Here is a 19665-nt window from a genome sequence, read left to right as displayed (position 1 = left end):
GATTAACAGTCGGTTCAATCCAACCCTGTGAAGCAATTCTGCAGCAAACAAGCCTACTTTACCTGCGGCTTCCCTTTCGGCGTCAGCTTGCGCACCAGCACATAAAACGCAGGGACCATGAACACGCCGATAAACGTAGCTGCAGCCATACCGCCCAGCACGCCGATCCCAATCGCCTTTTGTGCAGACGCCCCTGCCCCGGTGGCAATAGCCAAAGGCAAGACCCCCAGCATAAAGGCCAGTGATGTCATTAAAATCGGACGCAATCGCAACCGCGCGGCTTCCAGCGTCGCCTCGATCAACTCGCGCCCCTCAGCTTCAAGATTGCGGGCAAATTCCACAATCAGAATGGCGTTTTTCGCCGCCAGCCCGATGGTCGTAAGGATGCCAACTTTGAAATAGACGTCATTGGCCTGCCCCGACACCCACGCCGCCGCCAACGCCCCCAAAACGCCCACTGGCACGGCCAGCATGACCGAAAGCGGGATCGACCAACTTTCATACAGCGCCGCGAGGCAGAGAAAGACCACCAGCACCGAAAGCGCATAAAGGAAGGGGGCCTGATTGCCTGATTGGCGCTCCTGATAGCTGAGACCCGTCCACGCCAGCCCATAGCCGCCCGGCAGGTTGCTGACCAGTTCCTGCATCGCATCCATCGCCGCCCCCGAACTGGTGCTTTGCGAGGACTGGCCGGAAATCTCGATCGCATTGGTGGCATTATAGCGCGACAGTTGCGGCGCGATCGACACCCATTTGGTGCTTGCGAAGGCCGAAAACGGCACCATCTCGCCGCCGGAATTGCGCGCATACCAAGTGTCAATATCGCCCGGCTGCATCCGGTAAGGCGCGTCGGCCTGCACGATCACCGGGCGCAAATTGCCGTTGAGATCAAAGTCATTGACGTTCCGCCCCGAGAAAATCACCGACAGCATCGAATTGAGATCGCTCAGGGATAGCCCAAAGCTCTCGGCCTTTTGCTGGTCGATATTGAGTTGCAACGCGGCATTGTCATCGGCCCCACGCACCCGCACATTGGTCAGGCGGGGATCCGCCTTGGCCTCGGTCACAAGCGTATCGGCCGCCGCACTCAGCGCAGCCGTGCCCGCATTCGACTGATCGACCAGATACATCTGGAAGCCCGACGTATTGCCAAGACCGCGGATCGAGGACGGCTGCACAAAGAATACCTGCCCGGCGCGCAGCCCCGCAAAATGGGCATTGCCCCGCGCCGCAATCGCCGCGACGCCTTGTTGGATTCCGCTTCGCTGGCTGAAATCCTTGAGCTTGGCAAAAACCATCGCGGTGTTCTGACCCGAACCGCCATAGGCAAAGCCCAATGTCGCGAAAACCGAGGTCACGTCGGCTTTTTCCTGCGTCAGCAAATAATGGGTAATCTGATCGACGACATCGGATGTTTGCGCCGTCGTCGAACCATCCGACAGGTTCACGATCACCATCATCACGCCTTGGTCCTCTTTGGGCAGGAACGAAGATGGCAGGCGCTGTGTCACGCCCCACGCCGCCGCCAGAACCACCACAAGCACCAGAGCCATCAAGAAGGGCTTGCGCAAGATGCGTTTGACCGCCGCCACATAGCCGCCCCGCACCTTGCCAAACCCGGTGTTGAAGACGCGCGCCGGCGCAATCGGGCGCCCCTTTGCAGGGCGCAACAGCTTGGCGGCCAAGGCGGGCGTCAAGATCAGGGCCACCACGGCTGACAGCACCATCGCCGTAATGATGGTGACCGAGAATTGCCGATAGATCACCCCCGTGGAGCCGGGGAAAAACGCCATTGGTAGGAATACCGCCGACAGCACCAGCGCCACCCCGACCAGCGCTCCGGTGATCTGGCTCATGCTCTTTTCGGTCGCCTGCATCGGGCTCAGGCCTTCTTCCTCCATCACCCGCTCGACGTTTTCCACCACAACGATGGCGTCATCGACCAGCAAACCAATCGCCAGCACCATAGCGAACATCGTGAGGGTGTTGATCGAATAGCCCGCCACCAGCAGCACCGCGAAAGTGCCCATCAAAACGACAGGAACGGCCACGATCGGGATCAGCGTGGCGCGCCATTTCTGCAGGAAGATCAAGATCACCAGCAACACCAGAAGGATCGCTTCGGCCAGCGTGTGATAGACCTTCTCAATCGACAATTTCACGAAGGGCGAGGTGTCATAGGCAATCTGAAAACTCACGCCCGCTGGCAGTGAGGGAGCGAGCCGATCAAGCGTTGCGCGCACCGCCGCCGCCGTATCCACCGCGTTGGCCCCACTGGCAAGGTTGACCCCAAACCCCGACGCATTCATCCCGTTGAACTTGGAATTGGTGCCGTAATCCTGTTGCCCGATTTCGATACGCGCCACATCGCCCAGATACACCGCCGAGCCGTCGCTTTCGGTCTTGAGCAGAATCTTTTCAAACTGATCGACCGAGGTAAGCTGACTTTGTGCGGTGATCGTGGCGGTGAATTGCTGGCCCTGCGTGGTGGGCAGATCGCCCAGCGAGCCGACTGAGACGGTCGTGTTTTGCGCCTTCACTGCGGTAGTGACGTCATTCGCCGTGAGTTGATATTGCTCAAGTTTATAAGGATCAAGCCAGACTCGCATCGCAAAGCCCGAGCCAAAGATATTCAGCCCACCCACGCCCGCTGTGCGCTCGACCGAGCCCTTGACCTCGGTATCCAGAATGTTGCCCAGCTCGACCGTCGAATATTTGCCATCGCTGGAGACGAGCGCGCCCACCATCAAGATGTCCGAGGCAGAGCGCGACACGTTCACCCCCGAAGTCTGCACCGCATCGGGCAGCTGACTTTCGATTTGGCGGATCTTGGTCTGGACCTCGTTTTCGGCATCAATCGGCGTGATCGAGCTATCAAAGGTCAGTGTCACGCGCGACGATCCTTGATTGGACCGGCTCTCCATGTAGAGCATGCCGTCAAGACCCGTCAGAGAGTCCTCAATCGGCGTGGTGACAGAGTTCTCGACCGCCTGCGCCGTAGCCCCCGAATAGCTGGCCGAAATGCGGATCGTGGTGGGCGCGACCTCGGGATATTGCGACACAGGCAGCTGCGTCACCGCATAACCGCCCGCCAAAATGGTCACCAACGCCAGAACGATGGCAAAGACCGGACGGTGAATGAAAAAGCGGATCATATTGGGATCACTCGCTTTTTGCGACGCTGGCCGGGGTGGCGGTAGCGCCATTGGCTGAGGCGTCAGGGCTGTTGGGCGTTGCGTCCTTCACCACCCCTTGCGCATTGATCGTCACGGGCACGGTTTTCACCTCGGCGCCATCGCGCAGATTCTTGAGCCCATCTAGGATCACCGCTTCCCCGCTTTTGATCCCATCGGTCACGATCCAGGCATTTTGATAGGTGCCTGCAGTGGTCAGCGTGACCTTCTTGGCCTTGCCATCGCTGGCCACAAACGCCGTAAGCGAGCCATCCCCCTGACGCGTGGTCGCGCGCTGGGGCACAAGGATCGCTTGCGTATTGCCCAAGGTGATCTTGGCGCGCAGGAACTGGCCGGGCAGGATCATCCGGTTCGGATTGTCGAACCGGAAGCGAAAATCAACCGTCCCGGTTGTCGCGGAAACCGTGGCACCGGGGCTGATCAGCGTGCCGGTGCGGTCGTAATCTTCCCCGGTTTCCAGCAGCAGCGACACTTTCAACTGCGCGCCGCGCGTCAGCGTGCCCTTGTCGATGCGCTGGCGCACTTTCATGATCCGCGCCGAGCTTTCAGAGACATCGACATAAATCGGGTCCAGCCGCGTCACCGTAGTGAGCGCGGTGGTTTGATTGGCCGTCACAAGCGAGCCGACCGAGACCTGCGCCACATCGGGAATTCCATCAATCGGCGCGCGGATCACTGTGCGGTCCAGATCAAGCTGCGCGGTTTGCAGATCGGCCTTGGCTTGCAACTGCGCGGCCTTGGCCTGCGCCAGCGTCACCTTCGCCGTTTCCAGATCGCTGACCGAAATAGAGGTCTTTTCCAGCTTAGTATAGCGATCCACCTGGGCTTGAGCGGCTTGGACATTGGCTTGTGCGCTGGCCTGCTCTGCCTGTGCGGCACTCAGCGCGGCCTGATAGGTGTCATCGTCGATGTGAAACAGCGCATCGCCCGTCTTCACCCGATGACCGGCATCATAATCGATGGATTTGATCTGGCCGTTGACGCGGGGGCGAATATCGGTCTGCTCATAGGCGACTGCGCGCCCCGGCAAGGTCACGATATAGGGCACATCCTGCGTCTTGAGCGCCATCACCCCGACCTCGGTCGGTCCGCCCCTGCCAGACCCCGGAAAGCCCTGCGCCATCGCCTGCGTCGCCACTATCGTCAGTGCAGCCATCAGTGCGATGCCACGCGCGTGCCTCAAGGCGGTCACCATCCACTCACACTCCCTGTCTGCGCCAATATGATACTGGCCTTGCACGCTATTCTTACGATAGTACGCGCAACTTCCGCCGCCAGATTGCTACCGATCCTATTTGAGCGAACGCATGTAGGCCAAACGCAAGAAGGAGCGCAATGCGCCCCTTCAAGTCATTGATTTCATATATTTTAGATCGTAATTCGGTAGCGCGCAAAGCCACCCTCGCCCCCATCGGCAGGTTCGATCTTAAGTCCGCGCGACTTCACATCTTCGAGATAGGCCTGCGCCTTGGGGCCGGTTTCAAACAAAACCGTCGCACCACCCGCCGGAGCAAACGACCAGTTGGCATCTGCCTGCGGGCTGATCGTCCCCTTGTCGTGAATGTAGCGCACGATCACATCGCGGTTGGTATCGGGTGCGCGATAGATCACGGTCGAGCCATCAGCACCGGGGAACTGCCCCCCACCCGAGGCGCGATAGTTGTTCGTGGCGATCACGAACTCGGCCGCAGGGTCAATCGGCTTGCCGCCAAATTGCAGATTGACGATGCGGTTCGTATCGGGGTTCACCACATCACCGTCCTTACCGAATTTCGAAGGCTGCGTGATGTCGATCTGATAGGTCACCCCATCGATCACATCGAAATTGTAGCTGGGGAAATCCGGGTTGAGCAGGGCCACATCTTTTGCGCCCGCCGCCACTTGGTTGAACATCCCCGCCGAGCGTTCCAGCCAATCCTTGACCTGCGCGCCGGTCACCTTCACCGCCTGCAGCGTGTTGGGATAGAGATACAGATCCGCCACGTTCTTGATCGCGATCGGGCCTTTGGGAACATCGGTGTAATATTCCGGGCCGCCGCGCCCGCCCGCCTTGAACGGGGCCGCTGCCGAGAGAAGCGGCAGCTTGCCCTCGGGCGTGCCCTCTAGCAGTTGTTTGACATACCAAAGCTGCGCGTTGGACACGATCTGCACCGAAGGATCATCCGCCACCAACGCGAAGTAGGAATAAAGCGGCGCGGTGGTCTCGCCCACCTTGGCGCGGACATATTGCAGCGTCGCCTCATGCACCTGATCCGAGCTGTGCAGAACGGGGCCATAATCGTCGGTCAGTGGCGTGATCGAGCGATCCTCGCCGCGTTTGAAGATCGGGCGGATTTCAGAGGTATGTGTCGCGATCTTCCACGTGCCGCCGTCTTGTTCCAGCATCAGGTCGATCAGGCCCATATGGTTCCCCCAGAACCCCGCCTGCACCGCCGGCTTGCCCATCAAAGTGCCCATGTCATTGTCGATGCCGGGGCCCTCAAAGTCCTTGCCGGGGAAGTTCAGGTGCTGGTGACCCGTGATCACCACGTCGATCCCATCGACACCAGCCAGATAGAGGGCCGCGTTCTCCATCCCGTCGCTTTGGGGCCCGGCATCAATGCCCGTATGGGCCAGCGCCACAATAATATCTGCACCGTCATCGCGCATTTGGGGCACCCAGGCACGGGCGGCCTCTACGATGTCGCGGGTGTTGTAGTTCCCCTCAAGATGGCTGCGGTCCCATTGCATGATCTGGGGCGGCACAAAGCCAATGACGCCGACCTTAATGGGCTGCTTATTGCCCGCGCCATCCACCAGTTCCTTGTCCAGAATGGTGTAGGGCAGCATGTACAAATCATCGTCGCGCGGGTTCGTCCCCAGCTTATGGGCAAAGTTCGCACAGACCATCGGGAAGCCCGCCTTGGCATTCACCTTGACCAGAAAATCCATGCCGTAGTTGAATTCGTGATTGCCCAGCGTGCCACAATCATAGCCCAACGCATTCATTGCCGCGATGACGGGATGGGTGTCGCCCTCTTTCATCCCCTTGGAATAGGCGATGTAGTCGGCCATCGGGTTGCCCTGCATGTAGTCGCCATTGTCGAACGTCATCGTATTGGCGGCTTCGGCACGCACGCCCTCGATCAAGGTAGCGGTGCGCGACAGACCCACCGTATCGACTGGCTTGTCGGCGTAGTAATCATAGGGGCGGATATGGCAGTGAATATCTGTCGTGCACAGCAAGCGCAGATGGGCCTGCCCCGCAGCCGCCTTTGCGGTGAACGGGTGCACCAGAACCAGGCCGCTCGCGGCGGTGCTGGTAAGCAGAAATTGGCGGCGTGAAAACAACGACATTGGGATGACCTCCGAGAAATGGCTTCTTGTCGAAGCGCTCTATCGCAGGATCGTAACAGCGTTTTGACCGTTCGGACAAACCCTGTTCTGTCGCGTGGCACAAATCGGCGTGAGCGGGCGGTGGTTAGACCGCCCGCGTCGTTTTCTCAGTCATGTTCCAAGATTGCCTGCAACTCGGGCGCAGGGCCGGGGTGATGGCAAAACACCTCGCGCCCCTCAATCGTCGCGGTAGGCGGGGTGGTCGCGCAAATCTCGGTTGCGCGCGCACAGCGCGTACGCAGCGGGCACCCCGAAGGCGGATTGAGGGGGCTTGGCAAATCGCCCTCAAGCGCGATCAGTTTCTTGGCGCGCTCCACCACCGGATCGGGGATCGGCACGGCCGATAGCAGCGCCTGCGTGTAGGGATGCTGGGGCGCGGTGAACAGTTTCTCGGTCGGCCCCGCCTCCATCATTGCGCCCAGATAGCGCACCATCACCTCGTCGCAGACATGGCGCCCCACCGACAAATCATGGGCGATGAAAATGATCGTCAGGCCCAGATCGCGGCGCAGATCTTCGAGGAGCGCGATCACCTGCGCCTGAATCGACACATCCAGCGCCGAGACGGGCTCATCGCAGATCAGCAGTTTCGGCTCGACCACCAGCGCGCGCGCAATCCCGATGCGCTGACACTGACCGCCCGAAAACTCATGCGGGTAGCGATTGATCTGGTTGGGCAGCAACCCGACCTTTTCCATCACCGCGCGCACCTTTTCGCGCCGCTCTTTGCGGCCCATCTTGGGGCGATGCGTGCGCAGCGGCTCGGCGATGATTTCCCCCACGGTCATACGCGGATCAAGCGACGCCAGAGGGTCTTGAAAGATCATCTGAATATCAGCGCGGTGCTTCAGCATCGCGCGCGGACCCAGCGGCACCAGATCGGTCTCGCCTTGCCAGATTACCTGCCCCTCGGCGGGCAACATCCGGATCAAAGCGCGCGCGAGCGTAGACTTGCCACATCCGCTTTCACCCACGATGCCCAGCGTTTTGCCTTCCTCCAGCGCAAAGCTGACACCGTTCACGGCACGCAGCTGTGGCGGCGTGGTCCACGGCAGATCCGAGGCGCGGCGAATGTCGAACGTCACCCGCAGATCACGGGCCTCAATCAGTGGCGCACTCATGCGGCGACCTCCTCAATGGGGCGGTGACAGGCGCGCGCGCGCCCTGCCGCGAACGTAGTGAGCGGGGGCATTTTCACCGCGCAGATGTCTTCCACGAAATCGCAACGCGGACAGAACGGGCAGCCGGTCGGCGCGCCGGTCATGTTGGGCGGATTGCCCCGGATCGGAGTCATCGTGCTATTGGCATCCAGCCGCGGAAGGGCCGCTAGAAGCCCGCGCGTGTAAGGATGCGTGGGCTGCGCAAACAGCGGGTCAATCGGCGATTGCTCCATCACTTGGCCGCCATACATGACGATCGCGCGCTCGCAAAAGCCAGCAACGACGCCCAGATCGTGGGTGATCAACACCGTCGCCATGCCCAACTCGCGCCGCAGCTCGCCCAGCAGGTCCATGATCTGCGCCTGCACCGTCACATCCAGCGCAGTGGTCGGTTCATCCGCGATCAGCACATCGGGTTTGCACAGCAACGCCATCGCGATCATCACGCGCTGGCGCATCCCGCCCGAGAACTCATGCGGGAACAGTCGCACCCGGTTCTTGGCATCGGGGATTTTCACCGCATCCAGCATCACCACCGCCTGCGCCACAGCATCGCGCTTGGACAGACCTTTGTGCTGCATCAGCGTCTCAGCCATCTGGTCCGAAATCCGCATATAGGGGTTGAGCGCGGTCATCGGGTCTTGAAACACCATCGCAATCCGATCGGCGCGGATTTTGTTGAGCTGCGCTTCGGGCAGGTTCAAAATCTCACGGCCCTCGAACGCGACCGAGCCGCTGGCGCGCCCATTGGCCGCCAAAAGCCCGAGAATCGAAAACGCGAGCTGCGATTTGCCCGAACCACTTTCGCCCACGATGCCCAACGTCTCGCCCGCCTCCAGCGCGAAACTCACCCCGTTGACCGCATGCACTGCGCCCTCTTGGGTGGCGAAACGCACGTTCAGATCGCGCACATCCAACAAAGCCATATCAGCGCTCCTTCGGGTCAAGCGCATCGCGCAGCCCGTCCCCTACGAAATAAAACCCAAACAGGGTGATGATGAAGAAAAACAGCGGAAAGGCGAGCTGCCAAAGCGTGCCGTAATTCATCGTCCCCGCCCCTTCCGAGATCAGCGCGCCGAGCGAGGTCTGTGGCTCTTGCACGCCCAGCCCGAGGAACGAGATGAAGCTTTCGGTCAGGATCATCAGCGGCACCAGAAGCGTCGCAAACACCACCACCACGCCCACAAGGTTGGGCAGGATATGGCGGCGAATGATGGTAAGGGCGGGCACCCCGATGGCGCGCGCGGCCTCGACATATTCGCGGTTCTTCAACGTCAGGGTCTGCCCGCGCACGATGCGCGACATCTCAAGCCATGAAATCAGGCCAACCCCGACAAACAGCATCCCGATCGAGCGGCCATAGATCACCAGCAGCAAGATCAGCACGAACATGTAAGGGATCGCCAGCAAGATATCGACAAGGCGCATCATGAACCCATCAACGCGGCCTCCGAAATAGCCCGAAACCGCGCCGTAAACCGTGCCCACAACCACCGCGATGAGCGAGCCGATCACCCCCACAAGCAGGGAGATCTGAGTGCCCTGAACGGTGCGGGCAAACAGATCGCGCCCCAGATCGTCAACGCCGAAATAATGGCCATTGGCAAAAGACGGCCCCGACAAGGTCACATCGCCCATCACGTTGTAATCAATGTCGGAATTGTTCCACGCCGCGATCCAGTTGCCAAATAGCGCAAACAGCACAACGAAGATCAACAGCCCCAACCCAAAAATCGCTGCCTTATTGTGAAAGAACCGCCTGCGCGCATCGGCCCAAAGCGAACGCCCCGCCACATCCTCGCGCGAGGTCGCCTCGGCCAGAGAGGCCATCTTGCTTTGATCTATGACCATATCAATACCGGATTTTCGGGTCGATCCATCCGTAGATGATATCGACGACAAGGTTGAACAGGATGGTCAGCGTGCCCAGCAGGATCGTGATTCCCATCATCACCGCGTAATCGCGATTGAGCGCGCTATCGACGAAACTCTTGCCGATCCCGCCAGTGGTGAAATACACATCCACAATGACCGACCCGGTGATCATCGACACGAAGGCCGGGCCCAAATACGAGATCACCGGCAACAAGGCAGGTTTCAGCGCGTGGCGCAGAATGATCTTGCGCGATGGCAGCCCTTTGGCGCGCGCGGTGCGGATGTGGTTGGAATTCAACACCTCCAGCATCGAGCTGCGCGTGATCCGCGCGATCGAGGCCATATACGAGGTCGAGAGCGCCACCACCGGCATGATCCAAAAGCGCGGATCGTCAAAGCTCCAACCGCCACCGGGCAACCAATGCAGCGTGAGCGTGAAAATCAGCACCAGGATCGGCGCCATCACGAAGTTCGGCAGCACCTGCGCCCCGATCGAAATCCCCACGGCGAAATAATCGAGCCACGAGTTGCGCTTGATCGCCGCCGTCACCCCCAGCGAAACGCCCACCAGCACAGCCGCGATAAAGCTGAGCGACCCGTAGGTCAGCGTGACCGGAAAGCCTTGGGCGATGATGTCATTGACCGAACGGTCCTTGTAGGTGAAGGACGGCCCGAAATCGAAATGCATCACCACGTTGGACAGGTAGGTGGCAATCTGTTTCCACAGCGGCTGATCCAGCCCGTATTTCGCATTGAGATTAGCGAGCACTTCCGGGGGCACTTGTCGCTCGGAAGTGAAGGGCCCGCCGGGAGCCGCATGCATCAGCAAGAAACTCGCGATGATGAGCACCAGCAGCGTCGGCACCGCAATGGCCAGACGCTTGAGAATGTAGACGATCATGAAGGTTACCTCGGAAATTCATCGGGCGGGCCAAACATGTGGCCCGCCCTGTTTCCTGATGCTCAGCTTACTTGGCTGTGCGATACATGTTTTTCGCGTACCAGTTGAGCTGCACGTTATCGAACGGGTAGCCCTTGATATGCGCGTTCAGCAGCATCGGCAGCGAATAGTCATAGATCGGTGCCAGCGGCATGTCGGTGGCCAGAATCTGCTCGGCCTTGGTGTAATCGGCCTGCGGATCGGCTGCGGTCTTGGAGTCCTTCATCAGCTTGTCGTACTCAGCGTTCGACCACTGACCCGAGTTCTGATCCGACCACGAGGTGTTCACGTCGAGATAGGTCGAGGCCTCGTTATAGTCCGCACACCAAGCCGTGCGCGCCACGTCGAAATCATGCTGCGTGTTGAGCTTGTCGAGATAGACTTTCCACTCGAAATTCTCGAGCGTGGCTTCGACGCCCAGCTGTTTCCAGAACTGCTGCACCGCGATCGCGATCTTTTTGTGATCGGACGAGGTGTTATACATGATGCGCAGCTTGAGCGGGTGATCGGGGCCATAGCCTGCCTCTTTCAGCAGCTCGCGGGCCTTATCCATGCGCTCTTTATCGGTCCATTTCGCATAGGCGATGTCGGGGGCCTTGAAGCCTGCGGTCGCCCAATGGGTCCAGCTATAGGCCGGCTTCTGCCCACCCTTGAGGATCTTGTCGATGATGATGTCGCGGTTGATCCCATATGACAGCGCCTGCCGCACCTTCACATCCTTCAGCGCCTCCGGGCCGTTCGGGCCGACATTGAAGCGATAGGCATAGACACAGGAACGCGGCGGAGCATGCGCCTGATCGGGATATTCATCCTTGAGGCGCGGATATTGACCAGCCGGGGTCTGCACAAAGTCCAGCTCGCCCGCCTGATAGCGCGTCAACGCCTGATTGAGGTCTTGGATCGGGATGAACTTCAGATCGGTCAGCGTCGTGTTCGCCGCATCCCAATACTTGTCGTTCTTGGTCATCTCGATGCTTTCGCCGATCTTCCAGCTTTTCAGCGTGTAGGCACCGTTCGAAACCATATGCTCGGGCTTGGTCCAGTCGGAACCATATTCCTTCACCACCTTCTCGGGCACCGGGAAGGTTGAGGACAGCACCAGCATCTGGCGGAAATACGGGATCGGCGTTTCCAGCGTGACCTGCAGCGTGTGGGCATCCAGCGCCTTCACGCCCAGATCGCTCACCGGCTTGTCGCCCTGAATCACGTCATGCGCGTTCTTGACCTGCATCAGTTCAATATACCACGCGTATTCCGAAGCGGTCTTGGGATCGGCAAGGCGCTGCCAGGCGTAGACAAAGTCCTGCGCCGTGACCGGATCGCCATTGGACCATTTCTCGTCGCGCAGATGGAACGTATAGGTCAGCTTGTCATCAGAGACGTCAAAGCTTTCTGCCATAGCGGGCACAAGATTGCCGTGATCATCTTGCTGATACAGCCCGTCGAACATCTGCTGAAGAACGTCATTGCCGTCCTTGGATGTGCTCAGATCGGGATCCAGCGTCTTGAGGTCATCTTGCAACCAATAGGTGAAGCTTTGATCCTTGGCGAGCTTGGTGCCAGCGGGAACATGGCTAGACTGGGCAAAAACGGGTGCTGCGCCGCCCAACATAAGGGCTATGGCGGAAATCGCGATGAGTGGTTTCAAGGAATACCTCCAGATTCAGGGTCCGGCTTTGCGCGCAATGTCCAAATTCTAGACCCTGCAACAGTCCGGCTTTCTCGTTGATGCGTCATCAAGAGCGATCATGGATAAGAGAGCAAGACTGACGTTGCGCTTGTAACATTCATGTGAGAGCGGCGCGCGAACAAAGGCAAAACTTTTCCCAAAACTTGCGCAAATGCGGCTGGTCGAGCAATGAAATGCCGGGCCATCGGTGGGTACTTCGCTGACTTTGACGGAATATTTCAAACTCTGGTGCAGCATACCATCCCCCTCGGCTGATGACGCTATCCATTCTGGTGGTCATAAGGCTGCCCCAGAGAAGACAGACTGAAGCGGCATCATCATCTGCAAGCGCGCATCATTACCCGATTACTTGCTGTCAGCGCCCGTCAGGCATCGTCGATCATAAAAACAGATCACAGCCGTCACCTCGGTCGCGATCAGGGAAAATGCTGGAAAACCACGCCTTACCGCCAAAGAGCCACCAGAATAGATGCCCGCGCGCAGGAGCAGCCGTTTTTGACTTTCCAGCAGCGCCGCTTTACCGCCACGCCCCCCAATTCTGGCGCCATACCCAGCAACCAGAACGGCACCAAGCCCCTGCAATCAAGAGCTTTCTCTAATATCAGGGGGGTGAATGGTGCTGTGAGAGAGGATTGAACTCTCGACCTCTCCCTTACCAAGGGAGTGCTCTACCACTGAGCTACCACAGCGCCGTTACAGCGTCGTTTCCGACCGTGGGCGGGGATTTAGACGCAATCGCGCCATGGTGCAAGGGCAAATCTGCCCTCTCTCTCGACAGGATTTGCCTTGCAGGGTAAACGAGGCGCCATGACACAGGATTATAGCGAAACGTCCGGGGCCAAGCGCGCACCCAAACCCAGCCGGGAAGAGCGCCTGGCCGAGGCCTTGCGCGCCAACCTACAAAAGCGCAAGGCACAGGCGCGCGCGCGCAAGAACGATGCGGCGACGTCGCAAAATGATAAGAACGAGGGCAGTTGAATGGACAGTATCATCGTGCGCGGCAATGGCCCGCTCAAGGGGCAAATTCCGATCGCGGGGGCCAAGAACGCCTGTTTGGCGCTGATGCCAGCCACGTTGCTCAGTGAAGAGCCGCTGACGCTGACCAACGCGCCACGCCTCAGCGATATCCGCACGATGACCGAATTGCTGGCCTCTCTCGGCGCCGAGGTGACGGCACTGCAAGAGGGCAAAGTTCTGGCCGCTTCGTGCCATGGCGAGATCAATCCGGTCGCCGATTACGACATCGTACGCAAGATGCGCGCCTCGAATCTGGTGCTTGGACCGTTGCTGGCGCGGCTGGGCCATGCGGTGGTGTCCCTGCCCGGTGGTTGCGCGATTGGCGCGCGTCCAATGGATATTCACGTCGATGCGTTGACCGCCTTGGGGGCGCAGATTGAGTTGCGCGACGGTTATCTGCACGCCAAAACGCAAGGCGGGCTAAAGGGCGCGGTGCATGAAATGCGCTTTGCCTCGGTGGGCGCGACGGAAAACTTTTTGATGGCGGCCACGCTGGCGAAGGGCACCTCGGTGCTGAAAAATGCCGCCCGCGAACCCGAGATTGTCGATCTGGCCGATTGCCTGCGGGCGATGGGCGCGCAAATTGAGGGCGACGGCACCGGAACGATCGAAATTCAGGGCGTGGACAGGCTGCACGGCGCAACCCACCCGGTGGTCGCTGATCGGATTGAACTGGGCACCTATATGCTCGACCCCGCAATCTGCGGCGGCGAGGTGGAATGTCTTGGCGGGCGAATCGAACTGATCGAAAGCTTCTGCGAGCGTCTCGATGCCGCGGGCGTTTCGGTCGAGCAGACCAAAGCGGGCATCAAGGTGAGTCGTAAGAACGGCCGCATCCGCGCCGTCGATGTGGTGACCGAGCCCTTCCCCGGCTTCCCCACCGATTTGCAGGCGCAGATGATGGCGCTTTTGTGTACCGCCGAAGGCACCAGCGTTCTGGAAGAAAAGATCTTCGAGAATCGCTTCATGCACGCCCCCGAATTGCTGCGCATGGGCGCGAATATTGAGGTGCATGGCGGGCACGCAACAGTGCATGGCGTCGACAAGCTGCGCGGCGCGCGGGTGATGGCGACGGATTTGCGTGCCTCGGTTTCGCTGATTCTCGCAGGGTTGGCGGCAGAAGGCGAAACGATGGTCAGCCGGGTCTATCACCTCGATCGCGGCTATGAGAGAGTTGAAGACAAGCTCAGCGCGGTCGGTGCACATATCGAGCGAGTTAAAGGCGAGTGATCGTTTCGCGCAGGTGAAACGCAAAACTGCCGCAGCGCATAAAGGGAACATGATGGTAGATGCGAAATTCGACGAGGGTGGCGAAGGCGCAATATCCCTGCGCGCCGAAACGCAGGCCGATCTGTCGGTGATGGCCGCGTTGGTGCAAGACGCCGTTCTGCCGATCACCGAGATCGTGTGGGAGGCCAAAGCACGCCGGTTGGCATTGCTGATCAACCGCTTTCGTTGGGAAGACAAGGCACAGGCCGAGGCCGAAGGACGCCCCTACGAACGCGTGCGCGCGCTTCTCGTGGTCTCTGATGTCACCCATGTCGCGAGTCAGGGAATTGATCGCGGCGATCAAGACGTCGTGCTCTCGCTCCTTGATATCGCCTTTGAGCCTGCGCAAGACGGGGCGGGACGGGTCGTTTTCACGCTGGCTGGCGATGGGGCAATTGCGGCCGATGTCGAATGTCTCGATGTCGATTTGCGCGATGTCGAACGCCCCTACCGCGCCCCCTCGGGCAAAGCGCCGCGTCATCCTGACTGACACCGGCTTCATCTAGCACGAAATACTCCCGCCGGAGGCTCCCGAACCTTCTGCTGGACGCTCCGCGGGGAGTATTTCGAGCCAGATGAAATGCGAAAACACCCCGAAAGCCGGAGCGGCGCTTGCGGGGGCGGGCCAGACTGTCTAATTCCGATGGCGGACAAGGAGTCGAGTGATGGTGCAGTTTCTTGACACGCGCGCGGAGGGGTTTGAGGCCCGCTTCACCGAGCTTTTGGGCATGAAGCGTGAAGACAGCCCTGATGTCGACGCGGTTGTGGCCGCTATTATCGCGGATGTGCGTGCGCGCGGCGATGCGGCGTTGATTGAGTTGACGGCGAAATTCGACCGTCTTGATCTGACGGCTGAAACGCTGGCGTTTTCGCCTGACGAGATTGCCGCGCAGATTGCCAAGGTCCCCGCGGCCGAGCGCGCCGCGCTGGAACTCGCCGCAGAACGCATCCGCGCCTATCACGCCCGCCAAATGCCCGAGGATCAGCGCTGGACCGATGCCGCTGGCGCGGAATTGGGCTGGCGCTGGGGGCCGGTCAGCGCGGCGGGGCTGTATGTGCCCGGCGGGTTGGCAAGCTATCCGTCCTCGGTTCTGATGAATGCAATTCCCGCCAAGGTGGCCGGGGTAAAACGGCTGGTCGTTGCCTGCCCGACGCCCGGCGGGGTGGTTAATCCGCTGGTGTTGCTGGCGGCGCAGATCGCGGGCGTCGATACCGTTTATCGGGTGGGCGGCGCGCAGGCGATTGCGGCCCTAGCCTATGGCACTGAAACCATCGTGCCGGTGGATAAGATCACCGGGCCGGGCAATGCTTTTGTTGCGGCTGCCAAGCGGCGGGTCTTTGGACGTGTCGGCATCGACATGATCGCGGGACCGTCGGAAATTCTGGTGATCGCGGATGGCACAGGCGATCCCGACTGGATCGCGCTTGACCTGCTTAGCCAAGCTGAACATGACGAAAGCGCGCAAGCGATCTTGATCACCACCGATGCAGCCTTTGGCCAAGCGGTGACGAAGGCCGTCGAGGCGCGCCTGCAAACGCTGGAGCGACGCAAGATCGCAGGCGCAAGCTGGCGCGATTTCGGCGCGGTCATCGTGGCGCGCGATCTGGACGAGGCAGCAACTTTGTCAAATAGGGTTGCGCCCGAACATCTGGAGCTATGCGTCGCCGACCCAGATGCGCTGGCCGAACAGATCACCCATGCCGGCGCGATCTTTCTGGGCGCCTATACCCCCGAGGCGATCGGCGATTATATCGGCGGGCCAAACCATGTTTTGCCCACGGCGCGTTCGGCGCGGTTTTCCAGCGGCTTGTCGGTGCTGGACTTCCTCAAACGCACCACGCTGGCCAAAATGACGCCCGGTGCGCTCAAGGCGATTGGCCCGGCGGCCGAGACATTGGCGATTTCGGAAAGCCTCGAAGCGCATGGGTTGAGTGTGCGCGCGCGTCTGGATGCGCTCAACAAAGGAGATCTCTGATGGCCCGGATCAGCCAGCTTGTGCTGGACACTGGCGGCTTGCCCGCCCCCTCGCCCGAGATCGAGCAAGAGCGCAAAGTCGCGGTCTATGACCTGCTTGAGGATAACAGCTTTATCCTGCCCGGTCGCGATGGACAGCCCGCACCGTCCGGGCCCTTCGCACTGAACCTTGGGGTACGCGACCGGCGGCTGGTGTTTGATACGCAAACCGAGACGGGGGTTAAAGTTGCCGAATTTCACCTGTCATTTGGCCCGTTTCGCCAAGCGGTGAAGGACTATTTCCAGATCTGCGAAAGCTATTTCGAAGCCGTTAAGAAACTGCCGCCCAGCCAGATTGAGGCGATCGACATGGCGCGCCGGGGCATTCACAACGAAGGGGCGCGGATCTTGCAAGAGCGCCTTGAAGGCAAGGTCGAGCTCGATATCGACACCGCGCGTCGATTATTCACCCTTGTCGCTGTTCTGGCGCCGAGGTAACGGATGGGCGATCTTCCCTCCTCGGTGCTTTTTGCCTGCGACCATAATGCGACACGCTCGCCAATGGCCGAAGGCATGATGAAGAAATTCTACGGCACCGATGTTTACGTCCAATCCGTGGGCGTGAAGGCGGATCTTGAGATCGACGGTTTCACAATCGCGGTAATGTCCGAGATCGGGGTCGATCTGGTGCGGCATCGGTCGCGCTCGTTTAGCGAATTGCAGGAATGGGGCGATGATCTGTCGGCGTTTGATCTGGTCGTCGCGCTCTCGCCCGCGTCTCAGCGTCAAGCATTAGAATTCACGCGGTTTTTCCACCTTGATGTGGAATATTGGCCGATTCTTGACCCTACCGGCATTGGCGAGAGTCGCGACGCCAAACTGGCGGCTTATCGTGACACGCGCGACCAGATCAGAGGCCACCTAGTTGCCAGGTTTGGCGCGCCCAGGCTGTAAGCTGCGACTCAGGCGCGTTTCAGGCCGATCTGCCACAGCCCTTGCGCCCGCAAACCCCTGTCTGTGCAGGCTCTGGGGTGCAATTCTCACCCAAATGGTCAACTCCGTGAGGGAAAAGCCCGCTCCTGCTAGACATTACGCTTGAAATTTTGCGCTTGCGGGCGCATTTAACGCTCGCCCGCACAATCTGCGGGTTTTCAAATACGGAGTGACCATGGCCAAGGAAGAAATGCTCGAATTTCCCGGTGTCGTTAAGGAACTCCTGCCTAACGCGACATTTCGGGTCGAGCTGGAAAACGGCCATGAGATCATCGCGCATATGGCAGGCAAAATGCGCAAGAACCGCATCCGCGTTCTTGCAGGCGACAAGGTACAGGTGGAAATGAACACCTATGACCTGACGAAGGGTCGCATCAACTACCGTTTCAAGTAAGCGGATCTGTTGAAACTTATTCTGGGATCGGCAAGTCCGCGTCGGCGGGAGCTTTTGGCCCAATTGGGTCTGGAGCCTGCCGCCCTGCGCCCTGCCGAAATCGACGAGACCCCCGCCAAGGGGGAGTCGCCGCGCGATTATGTGACGCGCATGGCGCGCGAAAAGGCGATGGCGCTTGAGATGGCCGCTGATGAGGTGATCCTGAGTGCCGATACCACCGTGACCTGTGGCCGCCGCATTCTGGGCAAACCCGATGACGAAAAGCAGGCGGCAGAGTTTCTGTGGCTCCTGTCGGGTCGACGTCATCATGTACTGACAGCGATCGCTGTGCGCAGCGCGTCTGGCCTGCGCGAGCGGCTGGTCGATACGGTGGTCAAGTTCAAACCGCTCAGCAATGAAGACGTGAATGGCTATCTGGCCAGTGGCGAATGGCGTGGCAAGGCGGGTGGCTATGCCATTCAGGGCCTTGGCGGGGCGTTCGTGCCGTGGCTGCAAGGCAGCTACACGGGCGTCGTCGGCCTGCCATTAAGCGAAACCGCAACATTGTTGGCCGCTGCTGGCATCAAGGGAGAATGGGCATGATTGGACGGGTCATTCTGCTGGATCAAATCGCGGGCCGTGAGGCGGCTGCGTTGATGGTGGATGGGCAGTTGGAAGATGTGCTGATTGATCCGGGCGTGGCGCTGGCCCCCGGCGCGATCTGCCGTGGCGTGATCGGGCGCCAGATGAAGGGGCAAGGCGGAGTGTTCGTCGACCTACCCCAAGGCGCGCGCGGCTTTCTGCGCGAGGTGAAGGGGCTGAGCCCGGGCCAAACCGTGATCGTTCAGGTCTCGGGCGGGAGCGAGCCCGGCAAGGCGCTGCCCGTCACGCTGCGGGTCTTGTTCAAATCGCGCCACGCGATTGTCACCCCCGGCGCGCCCGGACTGAATATCTCACGCCGAATTCGCGACGAAGACTTGCGCGCCAGCCTGCAATCTTTGGCCGAGGCGGAAATGTCGGGCGCGCAGGCCGGGTTGATCCTGCGCTCGGTCGCTGCGCATGCCGACGCGACTGACATCGCCGAGGATATCGCTGCGATGCGCACCCTGTCGGAGGCTGTGATGGCCGATCTCTCGGGCGCGCCTGAATTGCTGGTCGATGCGCCCAGCCCGCATGAAGAGGCGTGGCGCGACTGGGCTGATCCGGCACCAGATGAGGTGGTTGAGGGCGGCTTTGACGATCATGGCGCGACCGACGCGATCGAGGCGCTGTTGCAGCCGCGCGTCGAATTGGACTGGGGCGCGCATATGATGATCGAACCCACCCGCGCACTGATTGCTGTGGATGTGAATACCGGCAATGACACGTCGCCGGCAGCGGGGCTCAAGGCCAATATCGCCGCCGCGCGGGCCCTGCCGCGCCAGTTGCGCCTGCGTGGACTGGGAGGGCAGGTCACCGTCGATTTCGCCCCAATGCCCAAACGCGATCGCCAGCCGCTTGAACAACAGCTACGCACCTCGTTCAAAGGTGAGGCCGAGGCCTCGTTGGCTGGCTGGACACCGCTTGGAAATTTCGAGTTGCAGCGCAAGCGCGACCGTGTTGCTCTAAGCTCTCTGCTGGGAGATGTGGTGTGAGCTGTCCGATCTGCGCGAAAGAATCTGATCCGAAATACCGCCCGTTCTGCTCAAAACGCTGCGCGGATGTGGATTTGGCGCGTTGGCTGAACGGGTCCTACGTCATTCCCGGCGACGCCGTCGAGGAAGAAGAACACGCGCCCATCAATCCAGACGACTTGCAGGGCGGCGCGCAAAAGCCGCACTAACGG

Annotated in this window: 19 protein-coding genes and 1 tRNA gene; 10 read left to right on the top strand and 10 right to left on the bottom strand. The window is 60.2% G+C overall.

Annotated elements, in window-relative coordinates; genetic code table 11:
- Positions 1–53: 53 nt before the first annotated feature.
- The 10 genes from QZ571_RS07245 to QZ571_RS07200 all read right to left on the bottom strand — a co-directional run bounded on the left by QZ571_RS07245 (position 54) and on the right by QZ571_RS07200 (position 12923).
- Complete coding sequence (locus tag QZ571_RS07245) at positions 54–3155, bottom strand: efflux RND transporter permease subunit (protein ID WP_295533046.1); 3102 nt, start codon at positions 3153–3155, stop codon at positions 54–56.
- A gap of 7 nt (positions 3156–3162) precedes the next feature.
- A complete protein-coding gene (locus QZ571_RS07240) occupies positions 3163–4350 on the bottom strand; it encodes an efflux RND transporter periplasmic adaptor subunit (RefSeq protein ID WP_295533045.1) in 1188 nt (395 codons plus the stop codon).
- Between the two features lie 212 nt (positions 4351–4562).
- Positions 4563–6530, bottom strand: a complete 1968-nt coding sequence (locus QZ571_RS07235) for a bifunctional 2',3'-cyclic-nucleotide 2'-phosphodiesterase/3'-nucleotidase (protein ID WP_295533044.1) — start codon at positions 6528–6530, stop codon at positions 4563–4565.
- Positions 6531–6676: 146 nt separating this feature from the next.
- Complete coding sequence (locus QZ571_RS07230; RefSeq protein ID WP_295533043.1) at positions 6677–7690, bottom strand: oligopeptide/dipeptide ABC transporter ATP-binding protein; 1014 nt, start codon at positions 7688–7690, stop codon at positions 6677–6679.
- Entirely contained in the window at positions 7687–8655 is a 969-nt protein-coding gene (locus tag QZ571_RS07225) for an oligopeptide/dipeptide ABC transporter ATP-binding protein (RefSeq protein ID WP_295533042.1), read from the bottom strand. Before QZ571_RS07225 ends, QZ571_RS07230 begins: the two co-directional genes overlap by 4 nt.
- Before the next feature lies 1 nt (position 8656).
- Complete coding sequence (locus tag QZ571_RS07220; protein WP_295533041.1) at positions 8657–9580, bottom strand: ABC transporter permease subunit; 924 nt, start codon at positions 9578–9580, stop codon at positions 8657–8659.
- Position 9581: 1 nt separating this feature from the next.
- Positions 9582–10505: an oligopeptide ABC transporter permease OppB gene (gene oppB, locus QZ571_RS07215; protein WP_295533040.1), complete on the bottom strand. Its 924-nt coding sequence runs from the start codon at positions 10503–10505 to the stop codon at positions 9582–9584.
- 67 nt (positions 10506–10572) lie between these two features.
- Complete coding sequence (locus QZ571_RS07210) at positions 10573–12192, bottom strand: peptide ABC transporter substrate-binding protein (protein ID WP_295533039.1); 1620 nt, start codon at positions 12190–12192, stop codon at positions 10573–10575.
- A 387-nt stretch (positions 12193–12579) separates the two neighbouring features.
- Entirely contained in the window at positions 12580–12816 is a 237-nt protein-coding gene (locus QZ571_RS07205; RefSeq protein ID WP_295533038.1) for a hypothetical protein, read from the bottom strand.
- A 32-nt stretch (positions 12817–12848) separates the two neighbouring features.
- Positions 12849–12923: transfer RNA gene (locus QZ571_RS07200), tRNA-Thr, on the bottom strand.
- Positions 12924–13041: 118 nt separating this feature from the next.
- Between QZ571_RS07200 and QZ571_RS07195 the strand changes: the two genes are divergently transcribed.
- The 10 genes from QZ571_RS07195 to yacG all read left to right on the top strand — a co-directional run bounded on the left by QZ571_RS07195 (position 13042) and on the right by yacG (position 19662).
- A complete protein-coding gene (locus tag QZ571_RS07195; RefSeq protein ID WP_295533037.1) occupies positions 13042–13212 on the top strand; it encodes a hypothetical protein in 171 nt (56 codons plus the stop codon).
- Entirely contained in the window at positions 13213–14481 is a 1269-nt protein-coding gene (gene murA / locus QZ571_RS07190; RefSeq protein ID WP_295533036.1) for a UDP-N-acetylglucosamine 1-carboxyvinyltransferase, read from the top strand.
- A gap of 52 nt (positions 14482–14533) precedes the next feature.
- Positions 14534–15010: a DUF2948 family protein gene (locus QZ571_RS07185; protein WP_295533035.1), complete on the top strand. Its 477-nt coding sequence runs from the start codon at positions 14534–14536 to the stop codon at positions 15008–15010.
- 175 nt (positions 15011–15185) lie between these two features.
- Positions 15186–16496 carry a histidinol dehydrogenase gene (gene hisD, locus QZ571_RS07180; RefSeq protein ID WP_295533034.1) on the top strand — a complete coding sequence of 437 codons (1311 nt, stop codon included), beginning with the start codon at positions 15186–15188 and terminating at the stop codon, positions 16494–16496.
- Complete coding sequence (locus QZ571_RS07175; protein ID WP_295533033.1) at positions 16496–16972, top strand: UPF0262 family protein; 477 nt, start codon at positions 16496–16498, stop codon at positions 16970–16972. The genes hisD and QZ571_RS07175 overlap by 1 nt, the downstream gene beginning before the upstream one ends.
- Positions 16973–16975: 3 nt before the next feature.
- Positions 16976–17428 (top strand): low molecular weight phosphatase family protein, encoded by a 453-nt coding sequence (locus QZ571_RS07170; protein ID WP_295533032.1) that lies wholly within the window; start codon positions 16976–16978, stop codon positions 17426–17428.
- 214 nt (positions 17429–17642) lie between these two features.
- A complete protein-coding gene (gene infA, locus QZ571_RS07165) occupies positions 17643–17861 on the top strand; it encodes a translation initiation factor IF-1 (RefSeq protein WP_010397442.1) in 219 nt (72 codons plus the stop codon).
- 9 nt (positions 17862–17870) lie between these two features.
- On the top strand, positions 17871–18443 hold the full coding sequence (locus QZ571_RS07160; protein WP_295533031.1) for a nucleoside triphosphate pyrophosphatase: 573 nt from the start codon (positions 17871–17873) through the stop codon (positions 18441–18443).
- Positions 18440–19474, top strand: a complete 1035-nt coding sequence (locus QZ571_RS07155) for a ribonuclease E/G (protein ID WP_295533030.1) — start codon at positions 18440–18442, stop codon at positions 19472–19474. The genes QZ571_RS07160 and QZ571_RS07155 overlap by 4 nt, the downstream gene beginning before the upstream one ends.
- The gene (gene yacG / locus QZ571_RS07150; protein WP_295533029.1) at positions 19471–19662 is read left to right on the top strand and encodes a DNA gyrase inhibitor YacG; all 192 of its coding nucleotides are present in this window, start codon (positions 19471–19473) and stop codon (positions 19660–19662) included. Before QZ571_RS07155 ends, yacG begins: the two co-directional genes overlap by 4 nt.
- The last annotated feature ends 3 nt before the right edge of the window (positions 19663–19665 follow it).

This window comes from uncultured Thioclava sp., assembly GCF_913064665.1.
Taxonomy (GTDB): Bacteria; Pseudomonadota; Alphaproteobacteria; order Rhodobacterales; family Rhodobacteraceae; genus Thioclava; species Thioclava arctica.
The sequence above is the reverse complement of the archived record's forward strand: the minus strand, read 5'-3'. Positions and strand labels throughout refer to the sequence as shown.